Genomic DNA, 22887 nt, shown 5'->3' with positions numbered 1-22887 from the left:
GACTCCCGAACCAATGGTTATGTTGAACGGATCAGACGCTCATCGCCTCCCGGCCACGGCCCGCACGACGGCGGTGAACATAACCCCAAGGTCGACATACCGTCGCCGAGAGCCCGTAGAGGTCGAGCTGCGGTGTCTCCCAGATGCCACGGGTCGCGTTCCATGCCGCGAAGGGTTGCATCGCCGTGGTTGCGTCGTTCATGGTCGTCTCCTTGTGCTGGTAACCGTGTCGCGGGCGAGGACAGCAGCCCGCGGACGTTCTCGATGACGACCCATTCGGGCTGGAGAGCGTCGATGGCTGCGGCCATGTGCGCCCAGAGCCCTGAGCGCGTACCTGGTGCGAGGCCGGCGCGCTTGCCGACGGTGGAGACGTCTTGTCGCTCCAATGTCAGGGTGGTGGTGCCGTCTTCGTTGACGGTGGCCGGTGAAGCGGCGGTGGGCTGACTCGTTCCCGTGCTGTCACCACGACGACCGAGGAGAGAGCCGATGGTGCTGTGCTTCGAGAATGGAGAGCACGGTGCCGGGTTGGCTCCTTCCCTTAGGTCGCCTTCGTGGTTGACGTGGTCTTGTCATGTCGCCCGTCGCCGCTTCGCTGAGGACCGGTGTGACTTCATTGGAGCGTGATCCCGAGTGCGGGGTTCTTGATTGAGGCATGTCCACCGGTCGACCCCTGAATCGAAAGGAGAACGGAGATGGATCAGAGAATCGTCATCGGGCTCGATCCGCACAAGGACGTCCTGGTCGCTGTCGCGGTAGACAGTAACGGCAGGCAGCTCGATGTGAAGGACGCCTCCGCAAGACCGCGCGGATATCGAGAATTGCTGACGTGGGCGAGGAAGCTCGGGCGGCACCGCTGGGCGGTGGAGGACGTGCGTCACGTCGCCGGCGGGCTCGTGCGGTTCCTGCTCGCCGAGGGCGAGCAGGTGGTGTGGGTGCCAACGCATATGAGCGCCGACTACCGCCGTCGGGTGCGCGCGATCGGGAAGTCTGACCCGATCGACGCCCTGGCTTGCGCTCGCGCGGCGTTGGCGGAGGACCTGCCCGTGGCGGTGCCGGAGACGGACGTGCGGGAGATCAAGATGCTTCTGGACCACCGGGAGGATCTGGTGGGCGAGATGGTGCGGATGTGCTGCCGGCTGCGGTGGCACCTGCACGACATTGACCCGGACTTCGCCGCTACGATTCCCGCCCGCAAGCTGCATCGACCGAAGTGGAACGCCATGGTCGTCGCGTTCCTGCGCGAGCACGAAGGCGGTGTCGCAGTCTCGATCTGCCTGGACCTCGCGGAACGGATCAAGGACCTCGGCGACCGCGCCGGCCGTCTCGAACGTGAGTTGGAAGAGCGCGTGAAGATCGAGGCGCCGCAGTTGCTGGAGCTGCCGGGTTGTGGGCCGATGTCGGCGGCACGGATCGTCGCCGAGACCGGCGACCCTGGGCGGTTCAAGTCGGCCGCGGCGTTCGCGATGTTCACCGGGTGCGCGCCGATCCCAGCATCGTCGGGCAACAGCCAGCGGGTCAGGCTGAACAGGGGCGGGAACCGGCGGATGAACGCCGCGATCCACCGCATCGCGATCACCCAGAAGCGCATGTACCCACCAGCGCAGGATTACCTGGCTGCCCGGCGGGCGCTGGGTAACTCGAACACCGAGGCCATCCGTGCTCTCAAGCGGCATCTTGCGAGGCGCGTGTTCGGCCTCTTGCACGAGCTGCACCGCGAAGCAGAGGCCGGTGCGGCGTCCCTGCGCTCGGCCGCTTGAGCGTGCCTGACTACACGGCGGGTCGCGGGGGAAGCTCTCCGCCGGTCGCGTGCGGTGGGTGTCCGAGTCGTCCCTTCGTGATGGAGATTGTGATGATCGCGAGTGCTGCGAGTCCGAGCGCGGCAGGCCAGTTGTTTTCGATGGCCTGACCGGTGATGGTGCCTGCGGCGAATAGCGCCCAGTTGATGCCGTTGTGCCCGAGGATCGCGAGCATCACCGAACCGTTCGAGCCGTTGAACAGCCAAGACATGATGACCGACATGCTCACGACGAGGAGGAGGTAGGCCAGAAACTGGCTGGGCTGATGACGGGCCGTGTCCCATTCGGAGGTGAGGAACAGCGGTGCGTGCCAGAAGCAGTGGATGACGCCGAGGACGAGCGCCGCGGTGACCGGGGACAGCCGTGTCTGGAGGCGAGGAAGTGCGAAGCCCCGCCAACCGATCTCCTCTTGAACCGGCCCGCCGAGAAGATAGGTAACGTACGTCGTGGTGAGAACCGCCAGCGCCGTAAGGACTCCGCCGTCGAGGACGAAGGTCGTGCCAGGAAGGAAGAGATAGCCGAGGCCGGTCGCCGCAGGGATCACGACGAGCGCGAGGACGTACCAGAAGGGCCGGGCGCGCCACTGCACCATGCGTCGCAGCAGTCGGCGCGGCCCGTCGCGTCCCTCGATGATCCGGGTCACCAGCAGAGCGGATGCGAACGGTCCGGCAAAGAGCCCGAGCTGGTTGATGCCCGCAACCGCGACGAATGGGAGCTCGAATGGGAGCACTCCGACGCCGCTTTGCGAGAGCCACCACGGGCTCCACAGCACCCATGATCCCAAGTACGCGAGAACGAAGAACGCCGTCAAGGGCCGGCGGCGGATGAGAGCGATCACAATTGTCCTTCAATGTCGTCGAGTATGGATTGCCAGAAGGCCAGGTCGGCTCGCACCGTCATCCGGCCCCAGGACAAGACGCGGCGGTGCGCGGGTTGCGTGCCGCCGAGGCCGGGTTGTTCCAGGAACTGCAGCATGCCCGTCAGCTCACCGATGCGCTGCTTCGCCAACGTCAAAGCCCGCTCGGGGGCTGCGTCGGTGAAGAACAGGCGCAGCATCGCGGGATCGTGATACTGCGATGGCTCCGGAGGCGTGCCGAGCCAGCTCACCAGAGCGTCTTGCCCAGATTCTGTAATGGTGAACGTGCGGCGTCGGCGCCCGGACGTCTCCTGGCTCGCCGAGACGAGCCCAAGACCTGCTAACCGTTTCGGCTCGGCATACAACTGTGAACGCGGGACGGGCCAGAAGAAGGACACCGACACGTCGACGTTCCGCGCCAGCTCGTACGACGTCTGAGGGCCGGCGGTCGCCAGCAGGCCCAGCACGATGAACGAGACAGGGCGAAGCAGACGGTCTGATTCGGATGGTTGCATCGCAACTAGCCTAATGGTGCCGGCAGACCAGCTGGGCTCCCGCAGAGCGTGAACTTGACATTGAGGCAGGGGAACCCGCCGATGAGGATGTCCACGGGCTCGACCCGGCTCCAGTCGATGGCCGTGATGTCCCCGAGGTTCGGCACCTCGGGCCAGTGGCGCCAAAAGACGTGGGCGACGGGCTCGTTGAGTTCGGAGAACCACACGGTCTTGGCGTTGAAGACGTGCTCGACGGCGAGGTCGAGCCCGCCGTAGCCACTGAACAGCGACCCGATCCTGAGTCGTGGGTCGCCGCTGGCGTCGAGGTCGCGCATGAAGTCCGCTCCGGTGACGGTCGTCCCCGGCAGCCGTGCCTCATCGAGAACGGATGCCGAGCTGGTCACCTGTCAGGTGCACGACTCCGGCACGCCCGCCGCTCATCGAGCCATCCGAGCGACACCGCCGGAGCCCGATCTGCCACTTCCTCTCCGACCGCACATCGAGGTCACACGCCTCTTGCAGGTCGAGGGTGAGCCGGGCATTACCGCTTCAGAAATCACCGGGTGCGGGTGCTCACCTGCTGGCCATGAGCGGAGGTGAGCATGACGGTTTCGATGCGTGTGATGTCGGCGGGCGATGGCTATAAGTACCTGCTCAAGACGGTCGCGGCTGCCGACGGCGACCGGCCACTTTCAACGCCGCTGACTCGCTACTACATGGAGGAGGGCACCCCGCCTGGTCGCTGGCACGGCGCGGGTGTAGCGGACCTCGGCAAGGGCGAGATTCAGGTGGGCGACCGAGTATCAGAACACCAGCTCCAGATCCTGATGGGCACGGGCTGTGATCCGATCACTGGCGACAAGCTCGGCCTGGGCTTCGCGGCGTACAAGAGCCAGGAAGAGCGGATCGAGGCACAGATCGCCGCTCTTGACCAGACGCTGACACCTGGGGCCAAGGGCGAGGCGGTCGCGCAGATCGTTGCCGATGAAACTGCCCGGAGCACACGGCGTGCGGTGGCGGGCTTCGACTTCACCTTCTCCATCCCGAAGTCCGCATCGGTGCTGTGGGCGGTCGCCGACGCCGGGGTCCAAGCACTCATCGCAGAAGCGCATCATCGCGCGGTTGCGGAGGTGGTTGCGTTCATGGAACGCGAGGTTGCAGCCACCCGCGCGGGCGCAACCGCCGGGGACGGTGCGGTTGCTCAGGTCGATGTCACCGGGCTGATCTCGACCGCGTTCGATCACTTTGACTCCCGCGCTGGCGACCCTCACCTCCACACGCACGTGGTCATCAGCAACAAGGCCAAGACCGTCCTCGACGGGAAGTGGCGCTCGCTCGACGGCAGACCCATGCACACCGCCGTCGTCGCGCTCTCCGAACTCCACGAAGCCGTGTTCGCCGACCACATGACACGCACCTTCGGCGTCTCATGGGAGGCCCGAGAGATGGGCCGCGACCACAACCCTGCATGGGCGATCACTGGAGTGCCCGACGAACTGATCGCCGAGTTCTCTACCCGCGCGCGTCACATCAACGCCGAGACCGATCGCCTCATCGCCAAGTACGTCGCAGCGCACGGACGACGCCCGACACCAGCGGCGATCATGAAATTGCGAGCTCAAGCCACACTCGCGACTCGGCCCGAGAAGCAGGTTCGGTCCTTGGCTGACCTCACCGTCGAATGGCGGGAGCGCGCCACGAAGTCGTTGAGGCGGGATGCGACGACGTGGGCGCGCGAGGTGACCGACAACGACAAGCCGCTCCTGCTGCGTGCCGACGACGTACCGCTCGATGTCATTGGCGAGATTGGGCGTTCGGTCGTCGAGGTGGTCGGTGAGAAGCGCTCGACCTGGCGACGCTGGAATCTCATGGCCGAGGCATCCCGGCAGACGATGGGCTGGCGCTTCGCCACCATGCACGACCGGGAAGCCATCGTCGCCATGGTTGCCGATGCCGCCGAGTTCGCTTCGCTTCGCTTGACCCCGCCCGAACTCGCCGCCTCGCCCGTCGTGTTCCGTCGTCCCGACGGCACCTCGGTGTTCCGACCGAAAAGCTCGACGGTGTTCACCTCCGAGGCCCAGCTCGCGGCCGAGGACAGACTCCTCGAACGAGCCGCCAACCTCGGCGGGCCGACGGTGCCGCTGTCAACCATTGAGAAGATCACGCGCAGACCCGATGCGGACGGTCGGATGCTCGGCGACGACCAGGCCGACGCCTTGACCCGGATCGCGGTGTCGGGACGGATGCTCGACGTACTGGTCGGTCCCGCCGGGGCGGGCAAGACTACCGCCATGAACGCGCTCCGCCGCGCATGGGAAGCCGAGCACGGCTCCGGTTCCGTCGTCGGTCTCGCGCCGTCAGCGGTTGCTGCTCAGGTTCTCGCTGACGATCTCGGGATCGCGACCGAGAACACGGCGAAGTGGTGGCAGAACCACCTTCTCCACGGCACCACGTTCGAGGCGGGCCAGCTCGTCATCATCGACGAAGCCTCCCTCGCTGGCACCCTGTCACTGGACCGCCTCACCCACCTCGCCCAGGACGCTGGCGCGAAGGTGCTGCTGGTCGGCGACTACGCCCAACTGCAATCCGTGGATGCGGGCGGTGCGTTCGCGATGATCGCCAGAGACCGGGCCGACACCCCCGAACTGGTCGATGTTCACCGCTTCACCCACGCCTGGGAGAAGACCGCCTCGCTCGAGCTGCGTCACGGGCGCACGGCGGCTATCGACAGTTACCTCGCCCACGAGCGCATCACCGACGGCGACGCCAAGGCCATTACCGATGCCGCCTACAACGCCTGGCGCGCCGACCGCGACGCGGGACTGGTCTCGGTACTGATCGCCGAAACCCACGAAGACGTGACCATGCTGAACCGACGCGCCCGAGCCGACCTGATCCTCAACAAGACCCTGAAACCCGACCGCGAAGTCGAGCTGCGCGACGGCACCGCCGCCGGCGTCGGGGACACCATCATCACGCGCCTCAACAACCGGAACCTCCGCACCCTGGCCGGACGGGACTGGGTACGCAACGGCGACATCTGGACCATCACCGCCGTCGGCGACGACGGGACCATCACCATCGCACGCGACTACGGGATCGGCACCACCGTCCGCGACGACGGAACCATCAGGGCTCGCAGGCGTGGGCGCAGGTTCGGCGGCAGCATCGTCCTCCCAGCGGCGTATGTGGATGAGCATGTCGATCTCGGCTATGCAGTCACCGCCTACCGCGCCCAAGGCATCACGACCGACACCGCGCACGTCCTGGTCGAACCGACCTCGACGAGAGAGACCTTCTACGTCGCGATGACCCGAGGACGGCACGCGAACCACGCCTACGTGACCCTCGACCGCGCCGACGACCACGCGCAGCCACACCCCGGCGACGACCCGCACGCCACCGCACGAAGCGTGCTCTACGGCGTCCTGCAGCACAGCGGGGCCGAACTCTCGGCGCACGAGACCATCGTGGCCGAACAGGAACTTTGGGGCTCGATCGCCCAACTCGCCGCCGAGTACGAGACCATCGCAGCCGCAGCCCAACACGACCGCTGGGCCACCCTCATCCGCGCCTCCGGGCTCACCGACGAACAGGCCGAGAGCGCCATCGAGTCCGAAGCGTTCGGCCCGCTCGCGGCAGAACTCCGACGCGCCGAAGCCAACCACCACAACGTCGAAGCGCTGCTGCCGCGCCTCGTCGCCGCGCGTGGGTTCGGCGACGCCGACGACATCGCCGCTGTCCTCCACTACCGGGTTGAGCGGGCGACCGCGCGTCCCGCAGGCTCAGGCAGGACACGCAAGCCATCGCGGCTCATCGCCGGCCTCATCCCGCAGGCGCATGGAGTCATCGACGCCGAGATGCGCTCAGCTCTCGACGAGCGAGAGGGACTGATCGAGGCACGCGCCGACGCCGCACTCGAAGCTGCACTCACCGAGAACGCACCGTGGACGAAGGCTCTTGGGGCGCAGCCAGACGACCGACGACGAGCCGCGGTCTGGCGTAAGGCCGCCCGCGTGGTCGCCGCCTACCGAGACCGCTACCGCATCACCGACGACACACCTCTCGGTGCTCCGCCCGAGTCGGCCGCCCAGAAGATCGACGCCGCGCGAGCACGATCCGCAGTCACGCAGGCGACCGAAGCCGCTGGTACGCCTACGGGACACAGCGGGCCTCGGCCGGTTGAGCACAGGCCGCTGGGTCGCTCGCTGTGACCTGAGCCAGTGGGAGTGTCGGAGCGGCGGCGTAGAGTAGTTACATGGTTGTAGTTCCCGCAAATCCGCCCGACGCCGGAGGCAACGTGCCCGGTGGTCAGCTTGAGGTGGGCGCACAACTGGACAGCGCCGGGGTGACCGGTCAGCTACCTGAGATGGGTTCAGAACCGTTCCAGATACTGGCACTGGACGGCGGCGGCGCCAAGGCCCTCTTCACCGCTCATGTGCTCGCAAGGTTAGAGCAGGACCTTGGTGTCAGCATCAGCGAGTCTTTCGACTTGATCGCCGGGACCTCGGCTGGCGGGATCGTCGCGCTGGCGCTGGGCGCCGGGCTCACCCCCGCCCAGATCGTTGAGCACTACGAGGAGCTCGTCAACACTGTGTTCCCGGCCGCAAGACGTCGGCTGTGGCGGCGTCCGCGCCAGCTGACCGCTCCCATCTACGATGGCGCTGCACTCCGAACCGCGCTCACGAACGTGCTCGGAGGACGGATACTCGGCAACAGCACCAAGCGACTGGTCATCCCAGCGTGGGACGTGCAACGGGGCAGCGTGCACATCTTCAAGACACCACACAACACGCGGCTCACCCGAGACTGGCGCATCCCGATGGTGGACATCGCGATGGCGACCTCAGCAGCGCCGCTCTACTTCCCGGCCGCTCGCGTGGACGGGCACCGACTCATCGACGGTGGTGTATGGGCGAACAATCCATCCGTTGTCGCGATTGCTGAAGCCGTAAGCATGCTCAATCAGCCACTGAGCTCGATCAAGGTGCTCAACGTTGGCACCATCGACCAGCTCACGAACCACCCCAAGCGCCTCGACCGCGGCGGACTGCTGAACTGGGCGAAGCCAATCGCTCCACTCATCCTCAACGCCGGAAGCCGCGGTGGACAAGGCATCGCTGAACATCTGATCGGCAAGGATGCCTACACCAGGTTCGATGCCCGCGTCCCCGGCGATCTGTACGCACTCGACTCGGCAGACCCGAGCGACCTCGCCGGGCTTGCTGCGTCCGCCAGCCGCGAACTCAGCCCCCTCTACACCGAGAAGTTCGCGACGCATCGCGCAGCCGAATACACACCATTGATCGGAGACCCACATCGCGGTGACCCGACGAGTATGCCTACCACGGAGGTCTCCCGATGAAGCTCACCGACCACTTCAACGTCCTGCTCAAGGACACCGTCAACCTCGGCCAGGTAAAGCTGGACCTGCTCGACTCACGCGTCGAGTCGGTCTACAAGGCGTTGAAAGCCGACGAGCAGATCGGCCCGCTTATCCTGGGCAAGACGCCCCAGGGCTCCTGGGCACACAAGACGATCATCAACCCCGTCGGCGACAACGAGTTCGACGCAGACTTCATGCTCAACATGAGCGAGAACCCGGACTGGTCCGACGAACCGAAGAAGTACATCGAGGAGGTCTACGCGGCTCTGCATCGCCACAGCACCTACGGCAACATGCCGCACTCACGGAAGTGCCGCTGCGTCCGTCTAGTCTACGCGAACTCGATGCACCTTGACATCGTGCCGCACTTGAACCTCTCAGACGGGCGCGAGGTCATCGTAAACCGCGACGACAATGACTGGGAACCGACCAACCCCCAGGGCTTCACCGACTGGATGAAGACCAAGGACACGCTCGCCAACGGCAACCTTCGCAAGGTCATCCGGCTGATGAAGTACCTGCGCGACCACAAGAATTCCTTCACAGGAACACGGTCGATCCTCCTGACCACTCTGCTCGGCGAGCAGGTCACCGAACTGCGTACACTGCTGAATCCGAACTACTACAGCGACGTTCCGACCGCGCTCCTACACCTCGTCAACGACCTCGACAGTTGGCTCCAAGACCGCCCGACCAAGCCCTCGATCCCGGACCCGTCCGGTTCTGGAGTCACGTTCGACCACCGGTGGGAGCAGTCAACCTACAGCTACTTCCGGGATCGCATCCACTCCCACGCGGCCGAGATCGAGAAGGCGTACAACGAGGAGAACAAGGACCGCAGCGTTGAGTTGTGGCAGGGCATCTTCGGCGATGGGTTCAAGGCCCCGGCAACGTCGTCGAACAGCACCAAGTTCCCCGCAGCGCCGGTACCGGCTACCACCGTGGGGCGGTCTGGCCGCGCGGGATGAGCCGTCGGAATCGGGGCACGCTGTCGGTCTGGCAGAAGCAACTTGTTGACGATCTGAGGGCGCTCGCCAAAGACAGGCCCGACGACCTGCGGATCGTCCAGCAACCCAAACTCGACGCAGAAGGCCATGCCAGCGTTCGGGTCCGGCTCAACACAGCCAATGTCCTGCGAAGTTCCGCAGGTCTCGTGCTTGAGAACTACGAGGAGTTCATCCTCCAGATTCAACCCTCGATGTTCGTTCCGCCGAGCGTCGAGGTTGACCACCCACGCTTCCTCGGCTTTCCACATGTTCTCCAGGGGCAACGGCTCTGCATCTACCTCGATCCTTCGCGCGAGTGGCGTCCGTCGGAAGGAATGGCTGGGTTCCTCAACCGTCTGTGGGGCTGGCTCACTGACGCCGCTGGTGGAAAGTTCGACCCCTCGACCGCGATGTATCACGCGGTCGGCGGTGTGCTCCACCACGCGGACGACACTCCCACCATCGTGGTCCGCGAGCCTGGCCCAACGAAGCCACGGCAGATTGCTCAGCTCATCGCCCGCTCGACCCATCGGTACGATCTCACCTACTCGACCGAGGGAGGCGGACATCGCACGCCTGTCTTCACCCTCGCTAGCGACATGCCCTTCGGTGCCGCCTCGACTCTCGCGTTGTTCCTTGCGCTCCTGGATGATCCGTATCTCGACCAGGCCGGAGGTCAGCCCCCACGAGTAGCGGCTCAATCGCCAGCGTTCATCACCTCCCTTCTCGCCAGTGCTCTCAGAAACCCCGACGGCGAGGAGCAATACTTCGTCCTCGCCGTTCCCCATCCCGCAGGCGGCCCACATCACCTGCTCGGCGGACGCCTCCACGCGACGACCGCCGACGCGCTTCGACGTATCGCTAAGAAGCACGGCACCGCGATCAACCTTGATCCCGCGAGCATCAACGCCGAAATCCCCATTGAATGGTGCAACATGTCCGACGAACGACAAGCAGTCACGACGCGGCGCGACGAACGCCGACCAGTCAACGGCTACCAAGGAAAGATGGTTCACATCTGGGGGTGCGGCGGACTGGGATCATGGGCGGCCGAGTTCATCGCACGCGCCGGGGCCGCAGGTATCACCGTCTGCGACCCAGGAGTCATCACCGGCGGACTCCTGGTACGACAGAACTACACCGAAGCCGACATCGGACAGACGAAAGCCGATGCCCTCGCGACACGGCTGCGCTCGCTCCGCGACGACCTCACCGTCACAATCGCCGAGGGAAGCGTGCCAGACCTCGCCGATCTCCTGGCCGCCGATCTCATCATCGATGCGACCGTAAGCCACAGCGTGACCACGTACCTCGACACACTTGTCGGCGTCGAGCGCAAAGCCCTCATTGCCCAGATCGCAACTGACGCCAGCTCCGGCACCCTCGGCATCGCCAACATCAGCGCACCTGACTCCACTCTGACGCCATCGGGAATGGACGCACGCGCGGGTCGCACGGTCCTCACCGACAGTGAGCTGGAGCTTTACCACCCGCTCTGGCAGGAGGTGGCCGACGGGGACGAACTGATACCAACAAGAGGGTGCTCCGTGCCCACCTTCCACGGTTCAGCCGCAGACCTTGCCGCCGTCGCTGCGACGCTCGTCAACATGATCGGCCGCCACCTGCAACAGGTGCCGTCCACAGTCTCCGGGACACACCTCATCGCGCTGCCGCACGCTCCCTCCGGGCCCAGGCATCACTTCGTGTTGGCCGAAACAGAGGATACGAGTCTGCCGCCCTCAGCCGGAGTCACTGAATAGCCTCGCCTACGCCGCTGACGGCTACAAGCGCCTCGATCCAGACCAAGCTGTCGTTGCGGGCAGACACTACCGGCCTTCCCAAGCCCGCAACTGGGGCGTAGCCTTGAAGGTGAGGCGGATTTCTCCCTACCTTTGGGCCGCTCGCGGCAGACCTTCGGGTCACTCTCCACGCACCGTCTCGACAACGACTCGCGTGTTGAGAGGAGCCCATCATGATCCGCCTACTGTGGACAGCCAGCGCCGAGGTCCGCTACTTCCTGCGTCGCTACATGCCGAGCAACATCCTGCTCGATCTGATCCGCACGAGGAAGGGACTGAAGTGGGGCGTCCCCGCGATGCTCCTGGCCGGTCCCTACCTGGCCATCGCCTTCTGGTGCACCACACTCATCGAGAACCGCGGCCCAGGATGGCTCCACATCGTCGTGCTGGTCTGCCTCTGGAACGCTCTCAAGATGATGGCCATCGGCCCAGTGAGCGTCGTTCTCCTCGTAAGGGCTCGCGCCCGTGAGTACCGCGCGCAGCGGCAGGAGCTCTCCGAGGATGTGCCACTGGGTGAGCTCACTCGAAGCTCTCGCTGAGTTCAGGCTCCGGCGTCCACCTCTGACCGGCGCGCTACAGCGTGCGCGTCGGAGCGGGCGAAGGAGGGCGGACGAGCTCCCTGTCGAGCCCTACTCGCGGCGTCTGATCTCGTTCCACCAACCTGGCAAGGTCCGAAGTGTCCGCCACCAAGGACGCGATGCCATCGCGCAGCAAACGATGCGGTCCCACACTCACAGCGCTCGTGACTGGACCGGGGACAGCTCCGACACGTCGGCCGATTTCCGCGGCTCGCTGAGCAACCAGCAGTGAACCTGATCGCGAGCCCGCCTCCACGATCACCGTCGCGGAGGACAGCGCAGCCATCAGCCGGGCGCGGGCGATGACCCGATGTCGGGTCGGAACGGCACCGGGCGGAACTTCGCTAACAAGCAGGCCGACGTCAGCGACGCGATCAAGCAGGTCGCGATGGCCGACAGGGTACGGGCGATCAACTCCGTTGGCGAGGATCGCGATCGTGTCGCCACCTGCCGCGAGGGCCGCCTGTTGCGACGCACCCTCGATGCCGTAAGCACCTCCCGCGACGACAACCCGTTCGTCGGCAGCAACGGAACTGGCAAGTTCCCGCGCCACATACTCACCGTAGGAGGTGCATGCCCGAGCGCCGGTGATCGCGACGAGATCGCTCATCGGACGCGAGAGGAACGATGACGCGCCGCGAGTCCACAGCGCGTAGGGTGCGACTTCACCAAGATCGTCGACTGCGGTGGGCCAGTCTGTATCGCCTGGGATGAGCGCGCGAACACCTGATTGCTGCACCTGGTCGATACGCGCCGTCAGTTCCGTTGCGCTTGGCACGCTGAGGTGGTCGCGCCAGACCTGTGCGCCCACGGGGCTCAGCCCCATCACCGCACCGTCGCGCTCAGCGAGCCAGAGCGTCTCGACTGCTCCCAGCCTGGACAGGATGCGGCCTGTCACTGGGTCATTGGGCTCGACGAGCATAGACAGCACCATCCTCGCGGTACGCTCGTCATTCGCGACATTACTCAAGCTGGTCATCATCGGTTCCTCTCGGCGCTCGTTACCGACAAGGTGCGCCGAGCGCTACCGACGGATCAGCTACTCGGAACCTCGGCTATGCGTCATCGCTCGCTTCGGCCACGATGAGTCCCGCCTCGACCAGCGCTGCGCGCACGGCCTTGCGGTCCACGCCCATCCGACGGCCGATCGCGCGCATCGAGACCCCAGCTCGCGCGAGACGCACCGCCTCGGCCTTCTCGTCGATCCCGAGCCCTGGTCGGCGGCTCGGCACGTTGCGGCGACGGAGGTGCGCGAACACCGTGGCGCGGTGGATGCCGTACCTCTCAGCGAGTGCCTTGACGCTCGTCCCGGCCAGGTAGTCGCCGACGAGCGCGTCCACCTCGGCGGCGGTGAGAAAAGTTTGAGCCGTCTCGACAGTCCTCACGACGGGGCCACGATCGTCCTTCGGAGCGGTATCCTGGGGGCGTCGAGAGACCGCGTAGACCCCACGGTCTAGGCGGTTGACCAGCGTTTTTGTCTTGGGGGCGGAGTTGCCGAACGTATTACTCAGGCACCCCAAACGGGTCAGGTTTGAACTCGCGACCAAGGGTCCGCCCTTGGTCGCGGGGTCAGCCTGGCCCATTTTCCTTGCCTCGGCGGCCCAACTCAGTGCGTCGGCATTGAGACCGGGGATGCTCAGCCCGTCGTATGGGTTGCTGTAGCCGACGCGCACGTCGTTGTCCTCGTCGATGTAGATCGTCTTGAACAGCGCCTGGTTGAGGAGCCGACGGTTCGCGTCGTCGGCGTGCTCGTAGATGTCGGCGGCGTTGGACAGCAACTTCAGTGAGTCGTCGAGGTTCACTCTCGCGTCGGCGTAGTGCCCATCACCGGCAACCCACTTGGCTTGGCGTTCCCGAACTACAAGACCCAGGCGGAGCGGATCGAATCCCGGATCGCCGCGCTCGATCCGTCGATGACGCCCGGAGCCAAGGGCGAGTCCGTCGCGCAGATCACGGCCGAGGAAACCGCTCGCGGCACCCGGCGTGCCGTGGCTGGCTTCGACTTCACGTTCTCGATCCCGAAGTCCGCGAGCGTGCTGTGGGCGGTCGCCGATGCCGGGGTCCAAGCACTCATCGGCGAGGCCCACCACCAGGCGGTTGCGGAGGTGGTTGCGTTCATGGAGCGCGAGGTTGCAGCCACCCGCACGGGCGCAACCGCCGGGGATGGCGCGGTTGCGCAGGTCGATGTCACCGGGCTCATCGCGACCGCGTTCGATCACTTCGACTCCCGTGCCGGCGACCCTCACCTGCATACGCATGTGGTCATCAGCAACAAGGCGAAGACCGTCCCGACGGTAAGTGGCGTTCACTTGACGGCAGGCCGATGCACGCCGCCGTTGTCGCCCTGTCCGAGCTGTACGAAGCCTTGTTCGCCGACCACATGACCCGAACCTTCGGGGTCTCCTGGGAAGCCCGAGACATGGGCCGCGACCACAACCCTGCCTGGGCGATCACCGGAGTCCCGGAAGAACTGATCGCCGAGTTCTCCACCCGCGCCCGTCACATCGATATCGAGACCGACCGTCTCATCGCTGAGTACGTCGCAGCACACGGCCGGCGCCCAACACCCGCAGCAATCATGAAGCTCCGCGCCCAAGCCACCCTGACCACCCGGCCCGAGAAGCAGATCCGATCCCTGGCCGACCTCACCGCAGAGTGGCGGACCCGCGCCACGAAGACGCTGGGCCGGGACGCGACGATGTGGGCTCGCGAGGTCACCGACAACGACAAGCCGTTGCTGTTTCGCGCCGACGACGTGCCGCTCGACGTGATCGGCGAGATCGGGCTCTCGGTGGTCGAGGTGGTTGGCGAGAAGCGATCGACCCGGCGACGGTGGAATCTCATGGCTGAGGCAGCCAGGCAGACGATGGGCTGGCGGTTCGCCACCATGCAAGACCGAGAAGCGATCGTCGCGATGGTCTCCGACGCAGCCGAACAAGTATCCCTCCGGCTAACGCCACCCGAACTCGCTACGTCACCGGTAGTGTTCCGCCGACCCGACGGCACGTCCGTGTTCCGGCCGAAGAGTTCGACCGTGTTCACCTCAGAGACCCAACTTGCGGCCGAGGACAGGCTGCTCGAACGTGCCAGCAACTTGGCCGGTCCGACGGTGGCGCTCGCGACGGTCGAGAAGATTACGCGTCGCGCCGGCCCTGATGGGCAGCTGCTTGGCGACGACCAAGGCGACGCTCTGAGCTGCATCGCGGTGTCAGGGCGGGTGCTTGACGTGCTGGTCGGTCCTGCCGGGGCGGGCAAGACAACCGCCATGAACGCACTCCGCCGCGCGTGGGAGGCCGAGCACGGTGCCAGGTCGGTCGTCGGCCTCGCTCCGTCAGCGGTCGCTGCACAGGTCCTCGCCGACGACCTGGGGGTCACGACCGAGAACACAGCGAAGTGGTGGCAGAACCATCTCCTGCACGGCACGACGTTCGAGAAGGGTCAACTCGTCATCATCGACGAAGCCTCGCTCGCGGGCACCCTGTCGCTGGACCGCATCACTCACCTCGCCCAGGATGCTGGTGCGAAGGTGCTGCTGGTCGGTGACTACGCTCAGCTGCAATCCGTGGACGCCGGTGGCGCGTTCGCGATGATCGCCAACGACCGCGACGACACCTCCGAACTGGTCGACGTTCACCGCTTCACCCACGCGTGGGAGATGGCCGCCTCACTCGAGCTGCGCCACGGACGCGTCCAAGCCATCGACTCCTACCTCGCTCATCAGCGCATCGTCGGCGGTGACGCCGAGACCATGACCGATGCCGCCTACAACGCCTGGCGCGCCGACCGTGACAAAGGGCTCGTCTCAGTGCTGATTGCTGAGACCCACGAAGACGTGACAGAGCTCAACCGACGCGCCCGCGCCGACCTGATCCACGACGAGACCCTGAACCCCGACCGCGAGGTCGAACTGCGCGATGGCTCCGCCGCCGGGGTCGGCGACACGATCATCACGCGCGACAATGACCGGCGGCTTCGCACCGCGACCGGGCGGGACTGGGTACGCAACGGCGATGTCTGCACCATCACGGCCGTCGGCGACGACGGGACTCTCACCATCGCCCGCGACCACGGGGTCGGTACCACTGTCCGTCAGGACGGGACCATCGCAGTACGAAAGCGTGGGCGAAGATTCGGCGGCAGCATCGTCCTGCCCGCCTCGTATGTCTCCGAGAGCGTCGATCTCGGCTACGCAGTGACCGCGTTCCGTGCGCAAGGCGTCACGACCGACACCGCGCATGTGCTGGTCGAACCGACCTCGACCAGAGAGACCTTCTACGTCGCGATGACCCGAGGCCGGCACTCCAACCGCGCCTACGTCACCCTTGACCGCGCCGACGACCATGCAGAGCCGCACCCCGGCGACGACCCCAACGCGACCGCCCGCAGCGTGCTCCACGGCGTTCTCCAGCACAGCGGAGCCGAACTCTCGGCGCACGAGACCATCGTTGCCGAGCAGGAGCAGTGGGGCTCGATCGCCCAGCTCGCCGCCGAGTACGAAACCATCGCCGCCGCTGCCCAACACGACCGCTGGGCCACCCTCATCCGCACCTCCGGCCTAACCGGCGAACAGGCCGAAAGTGCCATCGAATCCGAGGCATTCGGCCCACTCGCCGCCGAACTCCGCCGCGCTGAGGCCAACCACCACGATGTCAATGCGATCCTGCCGCGCCTGGTTGCGGCGCGGGGATTCGGCGACGCCGACGACATCGCCGCCGTCCTCCACTACAGGGTCGAGCGAACGACTGCTCGGCCCGCTGGGTCAGGGCGAACCAGGAAGCCACCACGACTCATTGCTGGCCTCATCCCGTATGCCCACGGTGTGACGGACGCGGAGATGCGAGCAGCCCTCGACGAACGAGAAGCACTGATCGAAGCCCGCGCCGACGCAGTGCTCGACACCGCGCTTACCGAAGGCGTTCCCTGGACAAGGGCACTCGGAACGCCACCGAGTGAGCGACGCCGAGCGGCGACCTGGCGCAGGGCTGCACGAGTCGTCGCCGCTTACCGGGACCGGCACCGCATCACCGGCGACGCACCCCTTGGTGCCCCGGCCGAGTCGTCCGCGCAGAAGATCGACGCCGCAAGAGCGCGAGCAGCACTCGACAGGATGCTCCTTCTCGCTGCCCAGAGCGCTCCGCCGGAGCCTGGGCTCAACGCCATCAGGCGGGGGCAGCCTCAGACAGGACGCAGCATCTGACCCTTCCAGATGTCCCCGCCGCTACGTAGTCTTGAGGGTGAGGCGGATTTCTCCTTACCTTTGGGCCGTTCGCGGCAGACCTTGGGGTCACTCTCCACGCACCGTCTCGACAACGTACGTGCGTGTTGAGCGGAGCCCATCATGATCCGCCTACTGTGGGCAGCCAGCGCCGAGGTCCGCTACTTCCTGCGCCGATACATGCCGAGCAACATCCTGCTCGACCTGATCCGAACGAGGAAAGGACTGAAATGGGGCGTGCCAGCGATGCTGCTGGCCGGCCCCTACCTGGCCGTCGCCTCCTGGTGCACTACTCTCATCGAGTCCGGCGGCCCCGGATGGCTCCACCTCGCCGTCCTGGTCTGCATCTGGAACGCTCTCAAGATGGTCATCATTGGCCCAGTGAGCGTCGCGCTGCTCGTGAAGGCTCGCATACGCGAGCGCCAGGTCGAGCACGATACGCGCGCAGAGGCGCCGCTTCCAGAATTTGCCCGAAACGGCCAGTAGTCCAAGACTCCACCTCTGGGCACCGCAGCACGCAGCGAGCGAAGGGCAGCAGACAAGAACCGATCAAGGTCGCGCCACATGCGCTGACGCTGAGGCACCGATTGAAACGTTCCCCAGGTGTCAGACCACTCCTTGATGGTTAAGCCGTTCAAGATGGCGAAGGTTCTTGAGCTGTTCAAGGAAGCCCGGGTAGTCGTCTACGTTCTTGAGAGGCTCGGTGGCAAGCTTGAAATCGCGGCGGAGTCTCGTCGTCCCTGCGTGGATCACATCTCCAGCGAAGGTGTCGTCGACTGCGGCATCGATTCTCTTCAGCACCACCGCTGCACGATCTCGCGTGCAACCGATTGGGTGGTCTGCGGTGAATGTGTCGATGATGCGTTCCAGCCTCTGATCCCTCCGTGCGTCGCTCTCACGTTCACGCGCAAGTGTGAGTGTGTCGGTGAGGTTGAGGAGTAGCGCACCGAAGTGGGAATCGAGCGCCGGTACGCCAGGCGGGCGTGCGCCGCCATCTGCTTCTGACTCCGCCAGATAGGCGAGCAGTTCTTTGGCAAATCCGGCCTTGCCGATCTCCGTATCAAAGGCCGTCCTGAACGCCTCGGCTAACGCATCCCAGAGACTGCCATCCTTGCTGCTGATGAGGTTCGTCACCGAGTCTTCCGTCAGGCTTTTGTACGAGGCCTCGTTGAGACCCAGGAAGTACCGCGCATAGCGGCGAGCAGCCGCTACTGCGACGCTGACGGGAACAAGGTCCTCAGGCTCACGGACGCTCACACCATCTGTGACCGTCAAGCTCGCTTTGCTCGCCCATTCAGCAAGATCGATGATGAGGTCGTCAGAGACGGTTGGCTTACCGTGCGCACCACCACGTCTGATCTGCTTCCTCATGGTCTGACCAGCAGCATCCCCGTCCACGAGGACTGCACAGGCTGGCTTGATCTGGTCCCGGCCTCTCGCAAGGTACAGCATGTAAGGAACGTTCGAGCCGCCATGAACGATGGTCACCTGGTTGAGGTCGAGGCACTGGCTCGGCGGAGTCCCCAACCTGAGTAGCCGCGCATTCATGCCCGCAAGCAGCACCTGATCCGAGATTCCTTCAACGAAGAGATTGTCGCCACCGATGAAGGCAGTCTCGGCGACAAACGCGCCCAGGGATGCCCGAAGCGGTTCGTAGTGGTTGCGCGTCGCATCCTTCACGAGCCTCGTTCCCTCGTCGCGGGCTCCCTTATCGACCACGCGGACGCGGTGCCCAGCATTTCTGTTGATGAGGAACGGTGAGTGCGTCACGTAGATCACCTGGTCCTCACGATCTGAGTCATCCGGACGAGCCTGATGCTCCAGCACTCGGAGAAGGTCCTGTTGGCCTGAAGCTGAGAGGTAGGCATCGGGCTCGTCCATCAGAAGGACCTCAGGGAGTGCTGCCGGACGATCATGAGCGAGTAGCTGAACGTAGTAACTGAGGAAGTAGCGGAGCCCTCTGCTGCGTTCCGTGAACGAGTAATCTGTGCCGGTTCGGTCGCGGATGGTGAACACAAGTTCGTGCTCACGTGGCGAGACACGGAGCTGGAACTCAGGGTCCTGCGTCCACCAGCGGGAGACGTTCAGATGGCGGGCGATCGAGTTGTTCATCTCCTGGATAAGGCCATTGACGAGTCCCTCGCGCTCCTCCGCAATAGCCTTCTGGAGTTCCTGGAAGCTTGACTCTTCGATGCGAGCCACGCGTACGAGAAGATCGACACCAAGCTGCTGGGCGGCTGCTTCGGGGTCCTCAAGGTCGCTCGGCACCAAGCTCGCGGCATTCGCCGTTACGTCGTTCGCGCTTGTGAAGGACGAAATGATGTCGAGCAGACGCTTGCGCTCTCTCCGGCTTCGGAACCTGCTGCCATCGTGAGCCAGTGCAGAGATTGAGACAGAATCCGGCAGGGCTACCTCGGTCTTCAACTCATGGGGATGCGGCATCAGTGCCTGAAGCGCTGCGGCCTGCGTCGAGGTCAGGTCCACCCGCTTCTCATCCGAACCGACGACGGCAGTGACGCCCGGAGCCGATCGCAGCATGAGAAGGTCGCCGTTCTTTCGGGTCGGGATGTTGTTGTCGCGAAGAACCGACGCCTCGCCTTCGCTCGGCGTCAGCGTGAGCCCGACCTCCGGGTAGAAGCGCGAGCCGTGCTCAACCGAAAACAGCGACGACGAACGACAGAAATCCCTCTGAAGGAGCCCATCGCCCGTGAGTGCGATGCGAATTGCATCGAGTAGGTGAGTCTTGCCCGACTCGTTGGCGCCGACGACGGCGGTGATGTCGGGCTCGATTGGGACACGCACGTGAGGCATCCAGCCGTCATCCAGTTGCTGCCAGGGTTTTGCCTTGCTGCCTGGCGTAGCCTTCAACTCATAGTCGAAGTTGAACGACTTGTAGAACCGGACCCAGACTTCTCGAATGCGCACGTCTACTCCCTCCTAAAATCCTGGGGGTCTCGTGGACACCCCGCATGCGACCCTACGGCTGACCTCCGACATTGGCCGCTGGACTACTCCAGCGGCCAACCCGAAGATCACCCCTTGGATGACCTCGGGTCGTTGCCGGGTGCGATCGTGTCTTGCGCACGGATCGTTCCTTTGAGCGAACGGACCTGTAGCTCGCCACCTCCGTCGTTGCCGAGGATCGTGCGGGCGCGCTCGATGCCCTCTGCCTGTGTCGAGGTAACAGCGCTGGCGCGATCGGCTCCCGGCTTTCGTACCTCCCAGTCGCCGTCGCCTCGACGCTGAACTACTCGCTTGTTGGGCTCTGTCATGGTTCTACCTTTCTCAGATGGGAGTGCGTCCCACTACTTCCTGCTGTCTGGATGGTCTTTCACCAGCGTGAGCTTGGGTTGAGGATCGTCGATGTCGGCTAGCCGTCGTATGTGGCGAGGAGTCATCTGGAGGTCCTCCGCGACCTGACTCAGTGGAATCCCCGACTCGTCGAGCAGTTCGAGTGCGGACTTGAGGAGTTCTGGCCGCTCGCCGGGATAGTCGTGGACCGGCATGGGCCGCCGCACGATCCCGTTCAGCGTGATGTACGCGCGCCGGGCTGTGGATTCTGAGATGAGGTCGAGTTCACGCGACCGGAAGATCAATGAGTTGATCGAGACTCCCCACAACTGGCTGAGCTCCTCGTATCGATTGAAGTTGATTCGTCGGGGCAACTGATCCCGGATCACATCACGGGGAGTGAGAAACTCAGCTGCGAACATGTCCGCCTGCCGCTCTAGTTGGCTATCTGTTCCCTGCCTGCCACGATGGAGGACAATGTGCCCGAGTTCGTGCGCAGCCGAGAACCGATGCCGCATCACGTCATTGGCCTTGTCTGGGGTCAGCACGATCATGGGACGCGGCAGCGCGATGGTTGAGAAGGCATCGATGCGACTCTTCTCGTCGAGCGAGGCATCTTCCTTCATGGAGAAAAAGACCGTCAAGATGCCGTGCTGTTCAAGCTGATACACGAGGTGCTCTATCGGACCGGTTCCGAGCAGCCAGTGTTGGCGCATGGCTCGCGCTGCGGTCGCAGGGTCCGGCACATCAAGTGAATCGGCGTGCGCCCAGGCAGGGAGGTCCAACTCCGGGAACTCCACACTCTCTTCGAGGTAGCAGCTGAGTTCCCAGGCTTGTTCGACATACGCGGTCGCCTGCTGCTGTTGTGTGACAGTCGTTGAGCGGAGTCGACGGAACGATGCTTCAGCGATGTCCACTTGGACACGTGGACGCCCAAGCGCGAAGAAGCCCGGTGGGACACCGAGCGCCGTGGCCAGTGCAGCGACCGTTTCTGCGCGGGGACGCACCTCTCCGCGCTCGTACTGCCCGATCGCGGCGGCGGACACGCCCACCTTGCGATGAAGGTCCGCCTTGGACATCTTGCTGATCCGGCGAGCCTGGGCTAGCCGCGCTGGGTCAAACATCCTGGCGATTCCGGCGAGGTCAACGTTGCCGTCGTGTGCCATCGCCATGATCAGCTGCCTTCCTGCTCGGGCTGCCGCTGGCGCAGCTTCACTGAGGTACGCGGGCGGTCGCCGCTGTTGAACCCAGCGACAGGCTTCAACATGGTGCGCGGAGCATCGACGGAAGACGGTGTGCGCTCGTAGGTCAACCGCTCGGGGTCTGCAAACTCCAGGTACCGACCGTTCAGTCGCGCGGGCGCGAAGTAGATCGTTCCCACGCCCTGCGGCGTACTGCTGTAGTACGGAACGAAGAGGGTCGTGCGAGGCACGGCCGACTCGACGTGGCTGAGAGCATCCTCGAGAGACGCAGGCTGATCTCCTTCGAGAACGTCGCTGATGTCGAAGAGCCCGGCGTCGGAGTACTTGACGTTACTCGTCTTCGAGAGGAGTTCACGGCGCGAGTCGGGCAAGTAGCTGAGTCGAACTCGGCGAAAATTGCGCGGCATCTGCTTGCCCACACGTTGCGCGAAGATGAGCGTGTTGCCGACGAAGGTCAGCATCCGTCGGGTGGTGGGAATCTTGGCCTCTCGATAGGAAGGCAGGTCAGACAGAAGTGTGCGGAGTTCCTTCTGTACGCCACGGGCCATCCCCGCGCCATACACGTCCTGGTCCCCATCGGGATCGTCATACGCTGCCTGAGCGCGGGCCGAGCGATCCTGGCTGCACTGGATCGCGGTCGGGATTCGTTCGCGGAGTGCCGCGAGTTCTGCTGGCTGGAACTCGCTGCGCCAGTCGTCGCTGTCGTGTTGCTGAACCACCGGGTCCTCCTTCGCCGTCACGAAGGACTCTAGCACACAACTTTAGTCTCAGTCGTCATTCCGTCAGAGTTAGCGAGCATGAGAGGGTTGCCACGGTCACTCTTCACTCGGTTCAGTGCCATCAGTCTGTCAGATCGGGGTCGGCATGCCGGAGCGGCGCGCTCCATTGGTGCAATCCATGATGAGTCCAGCCTCGACCAGCGCTGTGCGTACAGCCTTGCGGTCCACGCCCATCCGGCGTCCGATCGCCCGCATCGAGATGCCCGCGCGGGCGAGCCGCACGGCCTCCGCCTTCTCGTCGACCCCCAGCCCCGGCCGGCGGCTCGGTACGTTGCGACGGCGAAGGTGTGAGAACACCGTGGCGCGGTGGATGCCGTACCGCTCGGCGAGAGCCTTCACGCCCACCCCGGCCAGGTAGTCGCCGACAAGCGCGTCCACCTCGGCGGCGGTGAGAAAAGTTTGAGCCGTCTCGACAGTTCTCACAACAGGGCCGCGATCGTCCCTGGGAGCGGTGCTTTCGGGCCGTCGGGAGACCGCGTAGACCCCACGGTTCAGACGGTTGACC

The 22887-nt window shown here is 64.9% G+C and carries 18 protein-coding genes and 2 pseudogenes; 8 read left to right on the top strand and 12 right to left on the bottom strand.

Annotated elements, in window-relative coordinates; all coding sequences use genetic code 11:
• Positions 1 to 31: 31 nt before the first annotated feature.
• Together AB8K43_RS14890 and AB8K43_RS14885 are read right to left on the bottom strand one after the other, a co-directional pair.
• The gene (locus tag AB8K43_RS14890) at positions 32 to 202 is read right to left on the bottom strand and encodes a hypothetical protein (RefSeq protein ID WP_370895003.1); all 171 of its coding nucleotides are present in this window, start codon (positions 200 to 202) and stop codon (positions 32 to 34) included.
• Positions 203 to 245: 43 nt separating this feature from the next.
• Positions 246 to 386, bottom strand: a pseudogene (locus AB8K43_RS14885) (DNA cytosine methyltransferase); the annotation flags it as partial.
• 306 nt (positions 387 to 692) lie between these two features.
• On the opposite strand from AB8K43_RS14885, the gene AB8K43_RS14880 reads away from it, so the two are divergent.
• Positions 693 to 1757, top strand: coding sequence for an IS110 family transposase (locus AB8K43_RS14880; RefSeq protein ID WP_370895001.1), 1065 nt, complete (start codon positions 693 to 695; stop codon positions 1755 to 1757).
• 10 nt (positions 1758 to 1767) lie between these two features.
• On the opposite strand, the gene AB8K43_RS14875 is transcribed toward AB8K43_RS14880, so the two are convergent.
• The 3 genes from AB8K43_RS14875 to AB8K43_RS14865 are packed head-to-tail and all read right to left on the bottom strand — an operon-like array spanning position 1768 to position 3550.
• Positions 1768 to 2634, bottom strand: a complete 867-nt coding sequence (locus AB8K43_RS14875; protein WP_370895000.1) for a CPBP family intramembrane glutamic endopeptidase — start codon at positions 2632 to 2634, stop codon at positions 1768 to 1770.
• Positions 2631 to 3167 carry a PadR family transcriptional regulator gene (locus tag AB8K43_RS14870; RefSeq protein ID WP_370894999.1) on the bottom strand — a complete coding sequence of 179 codons (537 nt, stop codon included), beginning with the start codon at positions 3165 to 3167 and terminating at the stop codon, positions 2631 to 2633. Before AB8K43_RS14870 ends, AB8K43_RS14875 begins: the two co-directional genes overlap by 4 nt.
• 5 nt (positions 3168 to 3172) lie before the next feature.
• Entirely contained in the window at positions 3173 to 3550 is a 378-nt protein-coding gene (locus AB8K43_RS14865; protein ID WP_370894998.1) for a DNA cytosine methyltransferase, read from the bottom strand.
• Between the two features lie 198 nt (positions 3551 to 3748).
• Here AB8K43_RS14865 and mobF (AB8K43_RS14860) point away from each other — a divergent pair, with 198 nt between their 5' ends.
• From mobF (AB8K43_RS14860) to AB8K43_RS14840, 5 genes are all read left to right on the top strand, one after another.
• Positions 3749 to 7360 carry a MobF family relaxase gene (gene mobF, locus AB8K43_RS14860; protein ID WP_370894997.1) on the top strand — a complete coding sequence of 1204 codons (3612 nt, stop codon included), beginning with the start codon at positions 3749 to 3751 and terminating at the stop codon, positions 7358 to 7360.
• A gap of 44 nt (positions 7361 to 7404) precedes the next feature.
• Positions 7405 to 8511, top strand: a complete 1107-nt coding sequence (locus AB8K43_RS14855; RefSeq protein WP_370894996.1) for a CBASS cGAMP-activated phospholipase — start codon at positions 7405 to 7407, stop codon at positions 8509 to 8511.
• Positions 8508 to 9500, top strand: coding sequence for a cyclic GMP-AMP synthase DncV-like nucleotidyltransferase (locus AB8K43_RS14850; RefSeq protein ID WP_370894995.1), 993 nt, complete (start codon positions 8508 to 8510; stop codon positions 9498 to 9500). Before AB8K43_RS14855 ends, AB8K43_RS14850 begins: the two co-directional genes overlap by 4 nt.
• The gene (locus AB8K43_RS14845; protein ID WP_370894994.1) at positions 9497 to 11278 is read left to right on the top strand and encodes a ThiF family adenylyltransferase; all 1782 of its coding nucleotides are present in this window, start codon (positions 9497 to 9499) and stop codon (positions 11276 to 11278) included. The genes AB8K43_RS14850 and AB8K43_RS14845 overlap by 4 nt, the downstream gene beginning before the upstream one ends.
• A gap of 212 nt (positions 11279 to 11490) precedes the next feature.
• Entirely contained in the window at positions 11491 to 11856 is a 366-nt protein-coding gene (locus AB8K43_RS14840; RefSeq protein WP_370894993.1) for a sulfate permease, read from the top strand.
• Between the two features lie 34 nt (positions 11857 to 11890).
• Here AB8K43_RS14840 and AB8K43_RS14835 read toward each other — a convergent pair whose 3' ends face one another.
• Together AB8K43_RS14835 and AB8K43_RS14830 are read right to left on the bottom strand one after the other, a co-directional pair.
• A complete protein-coding gene (locus AB8K43_RS14835; protein WP_370894992.1) occupies positions 11891 to 12874 on the bottom strand; it encodes a DNA-processing protein DprA in 984 nt (327 codons plus the stop codon).
• Between the two features lie 76 nt (positions 12875 to 12950).
• Complete coding sequence (locus AB8K43_RS14830; RefSeq protein WP_370894991.1) at positions 12951 to 13697, bottom strand: hypothetical protein; 747 nt, start codon at positions 13695 to 13697, stop codon at positions 12951 to 12953.
• Between the two features lie 6 nt (positions 13698 to 13703).
• Here AB8K43_RS14830 and mobF (AB8K43_RS14825) point away from each other — a divergent pair.
• Both mobF (AB8K43_RS14825) and AB8K43_RS14820 read left to right on the top strand, forming a co-directional pair.
• A pseudogene (mobF, locus tag AB8K43_RS14825) lies at positions 13704 to 17092 on the top strand (MobF family relaxase); the annotation flags it as partial.
• A gap of 141 nt (positions 17093 to 17233) precedes the next feature.
• On the top strand, positions 17234 to 17596 hold the full coding sequence (locus AB8K43_RS14820) for a sulfate permease (RefSeq protein WP_370894990.1): 363 nt from the start codon (positions 17234 to 17236) through the stop codon (positions 17594 to 17596).
• 120 nt (positions 17597 to 17716) lie between these two features.
• Here the strand turns inward: AB8K43_RS14820 and AB8K43_RS14815 are convergent, their stop codons facing one another.
• The 5 genes from AB8K43_RS14815 to AB8K43_RS14795 form a co-directional block, all read right to left on the bottom strand.
• Entirely contained in the window at positions 17717 to 20035 is a 2319-nt protein-coding gene (locus AB8K43_RS14815) for an AAA family ATPase (RefSeq protein ID WP_370894989.1), read from the bottom strand.
• A 107-nt stretch (positions 20036 to 20142) separates the two neighbouring features.
• Positions 20143 to 20382, bottom strand: coding sequence for a DUF2188 domain-containing protein (locus AB8K43_RS14810; protein WP_370894988.1), 240 nt, complete (start codon positions 20380 to 20382; stop codon positions 20143 to 20145).
• A 33-nt stretch (positions 20383 to 20415) separates the two neighbouring features.
• Positions 20416 to 21573: an ImmA/IrrE family metallo-endopeptidase gene (locus AB8K43_RS14805; RefSeq protein WP_370894987.1), complete on the bottom strand. Its 1158-nt coding sequence runs from the start codon at positions 21571 to 21573 to the stop codon at positions 20416 to 20418.
• Between the two features lie 2 nt (positions 21574 to 21575).
• Positions 21576 to 22343: a hypothetical protein gene (locus tag AB8K43_RS14800; RefSeq protein ID WP_370894986.1), complete on the bottom strand. Its 768-nt coding sequence runs from the start codon at positions 22341 to 22343 to the stop codon at positions 21576 to 21578.
• Between the two features lie 108 nt (positions 22344 to 22451).
• Positions 22452 to 22805: a hypothetical protein gene (locus AB8K43_RS14795; RefSeq protein WP_370894985.1), complete on the bottom strand. Its 354-nt coding sequence runs from the start codon at positions 22803 to 22805 to the stop codon at positions 22452 to 22454.
• Between the last annotated feature and the right edge of the window lie 82 nt (positions 22806 to 22887).

This window comes from Janibacter sp. GXQ6167, assembly GCF_041365945.1.
Lineage (GTDB): Bacteria > Actinomycetota > Actinomycetes > Actinomycetales > Dermatophilaceae > JBGFSK01.
The sequence above is the reverse complement of the archived record's forward strand: the minus strand, read 5'-3'. Positions and strand labels throughout refer to the sequence as shown.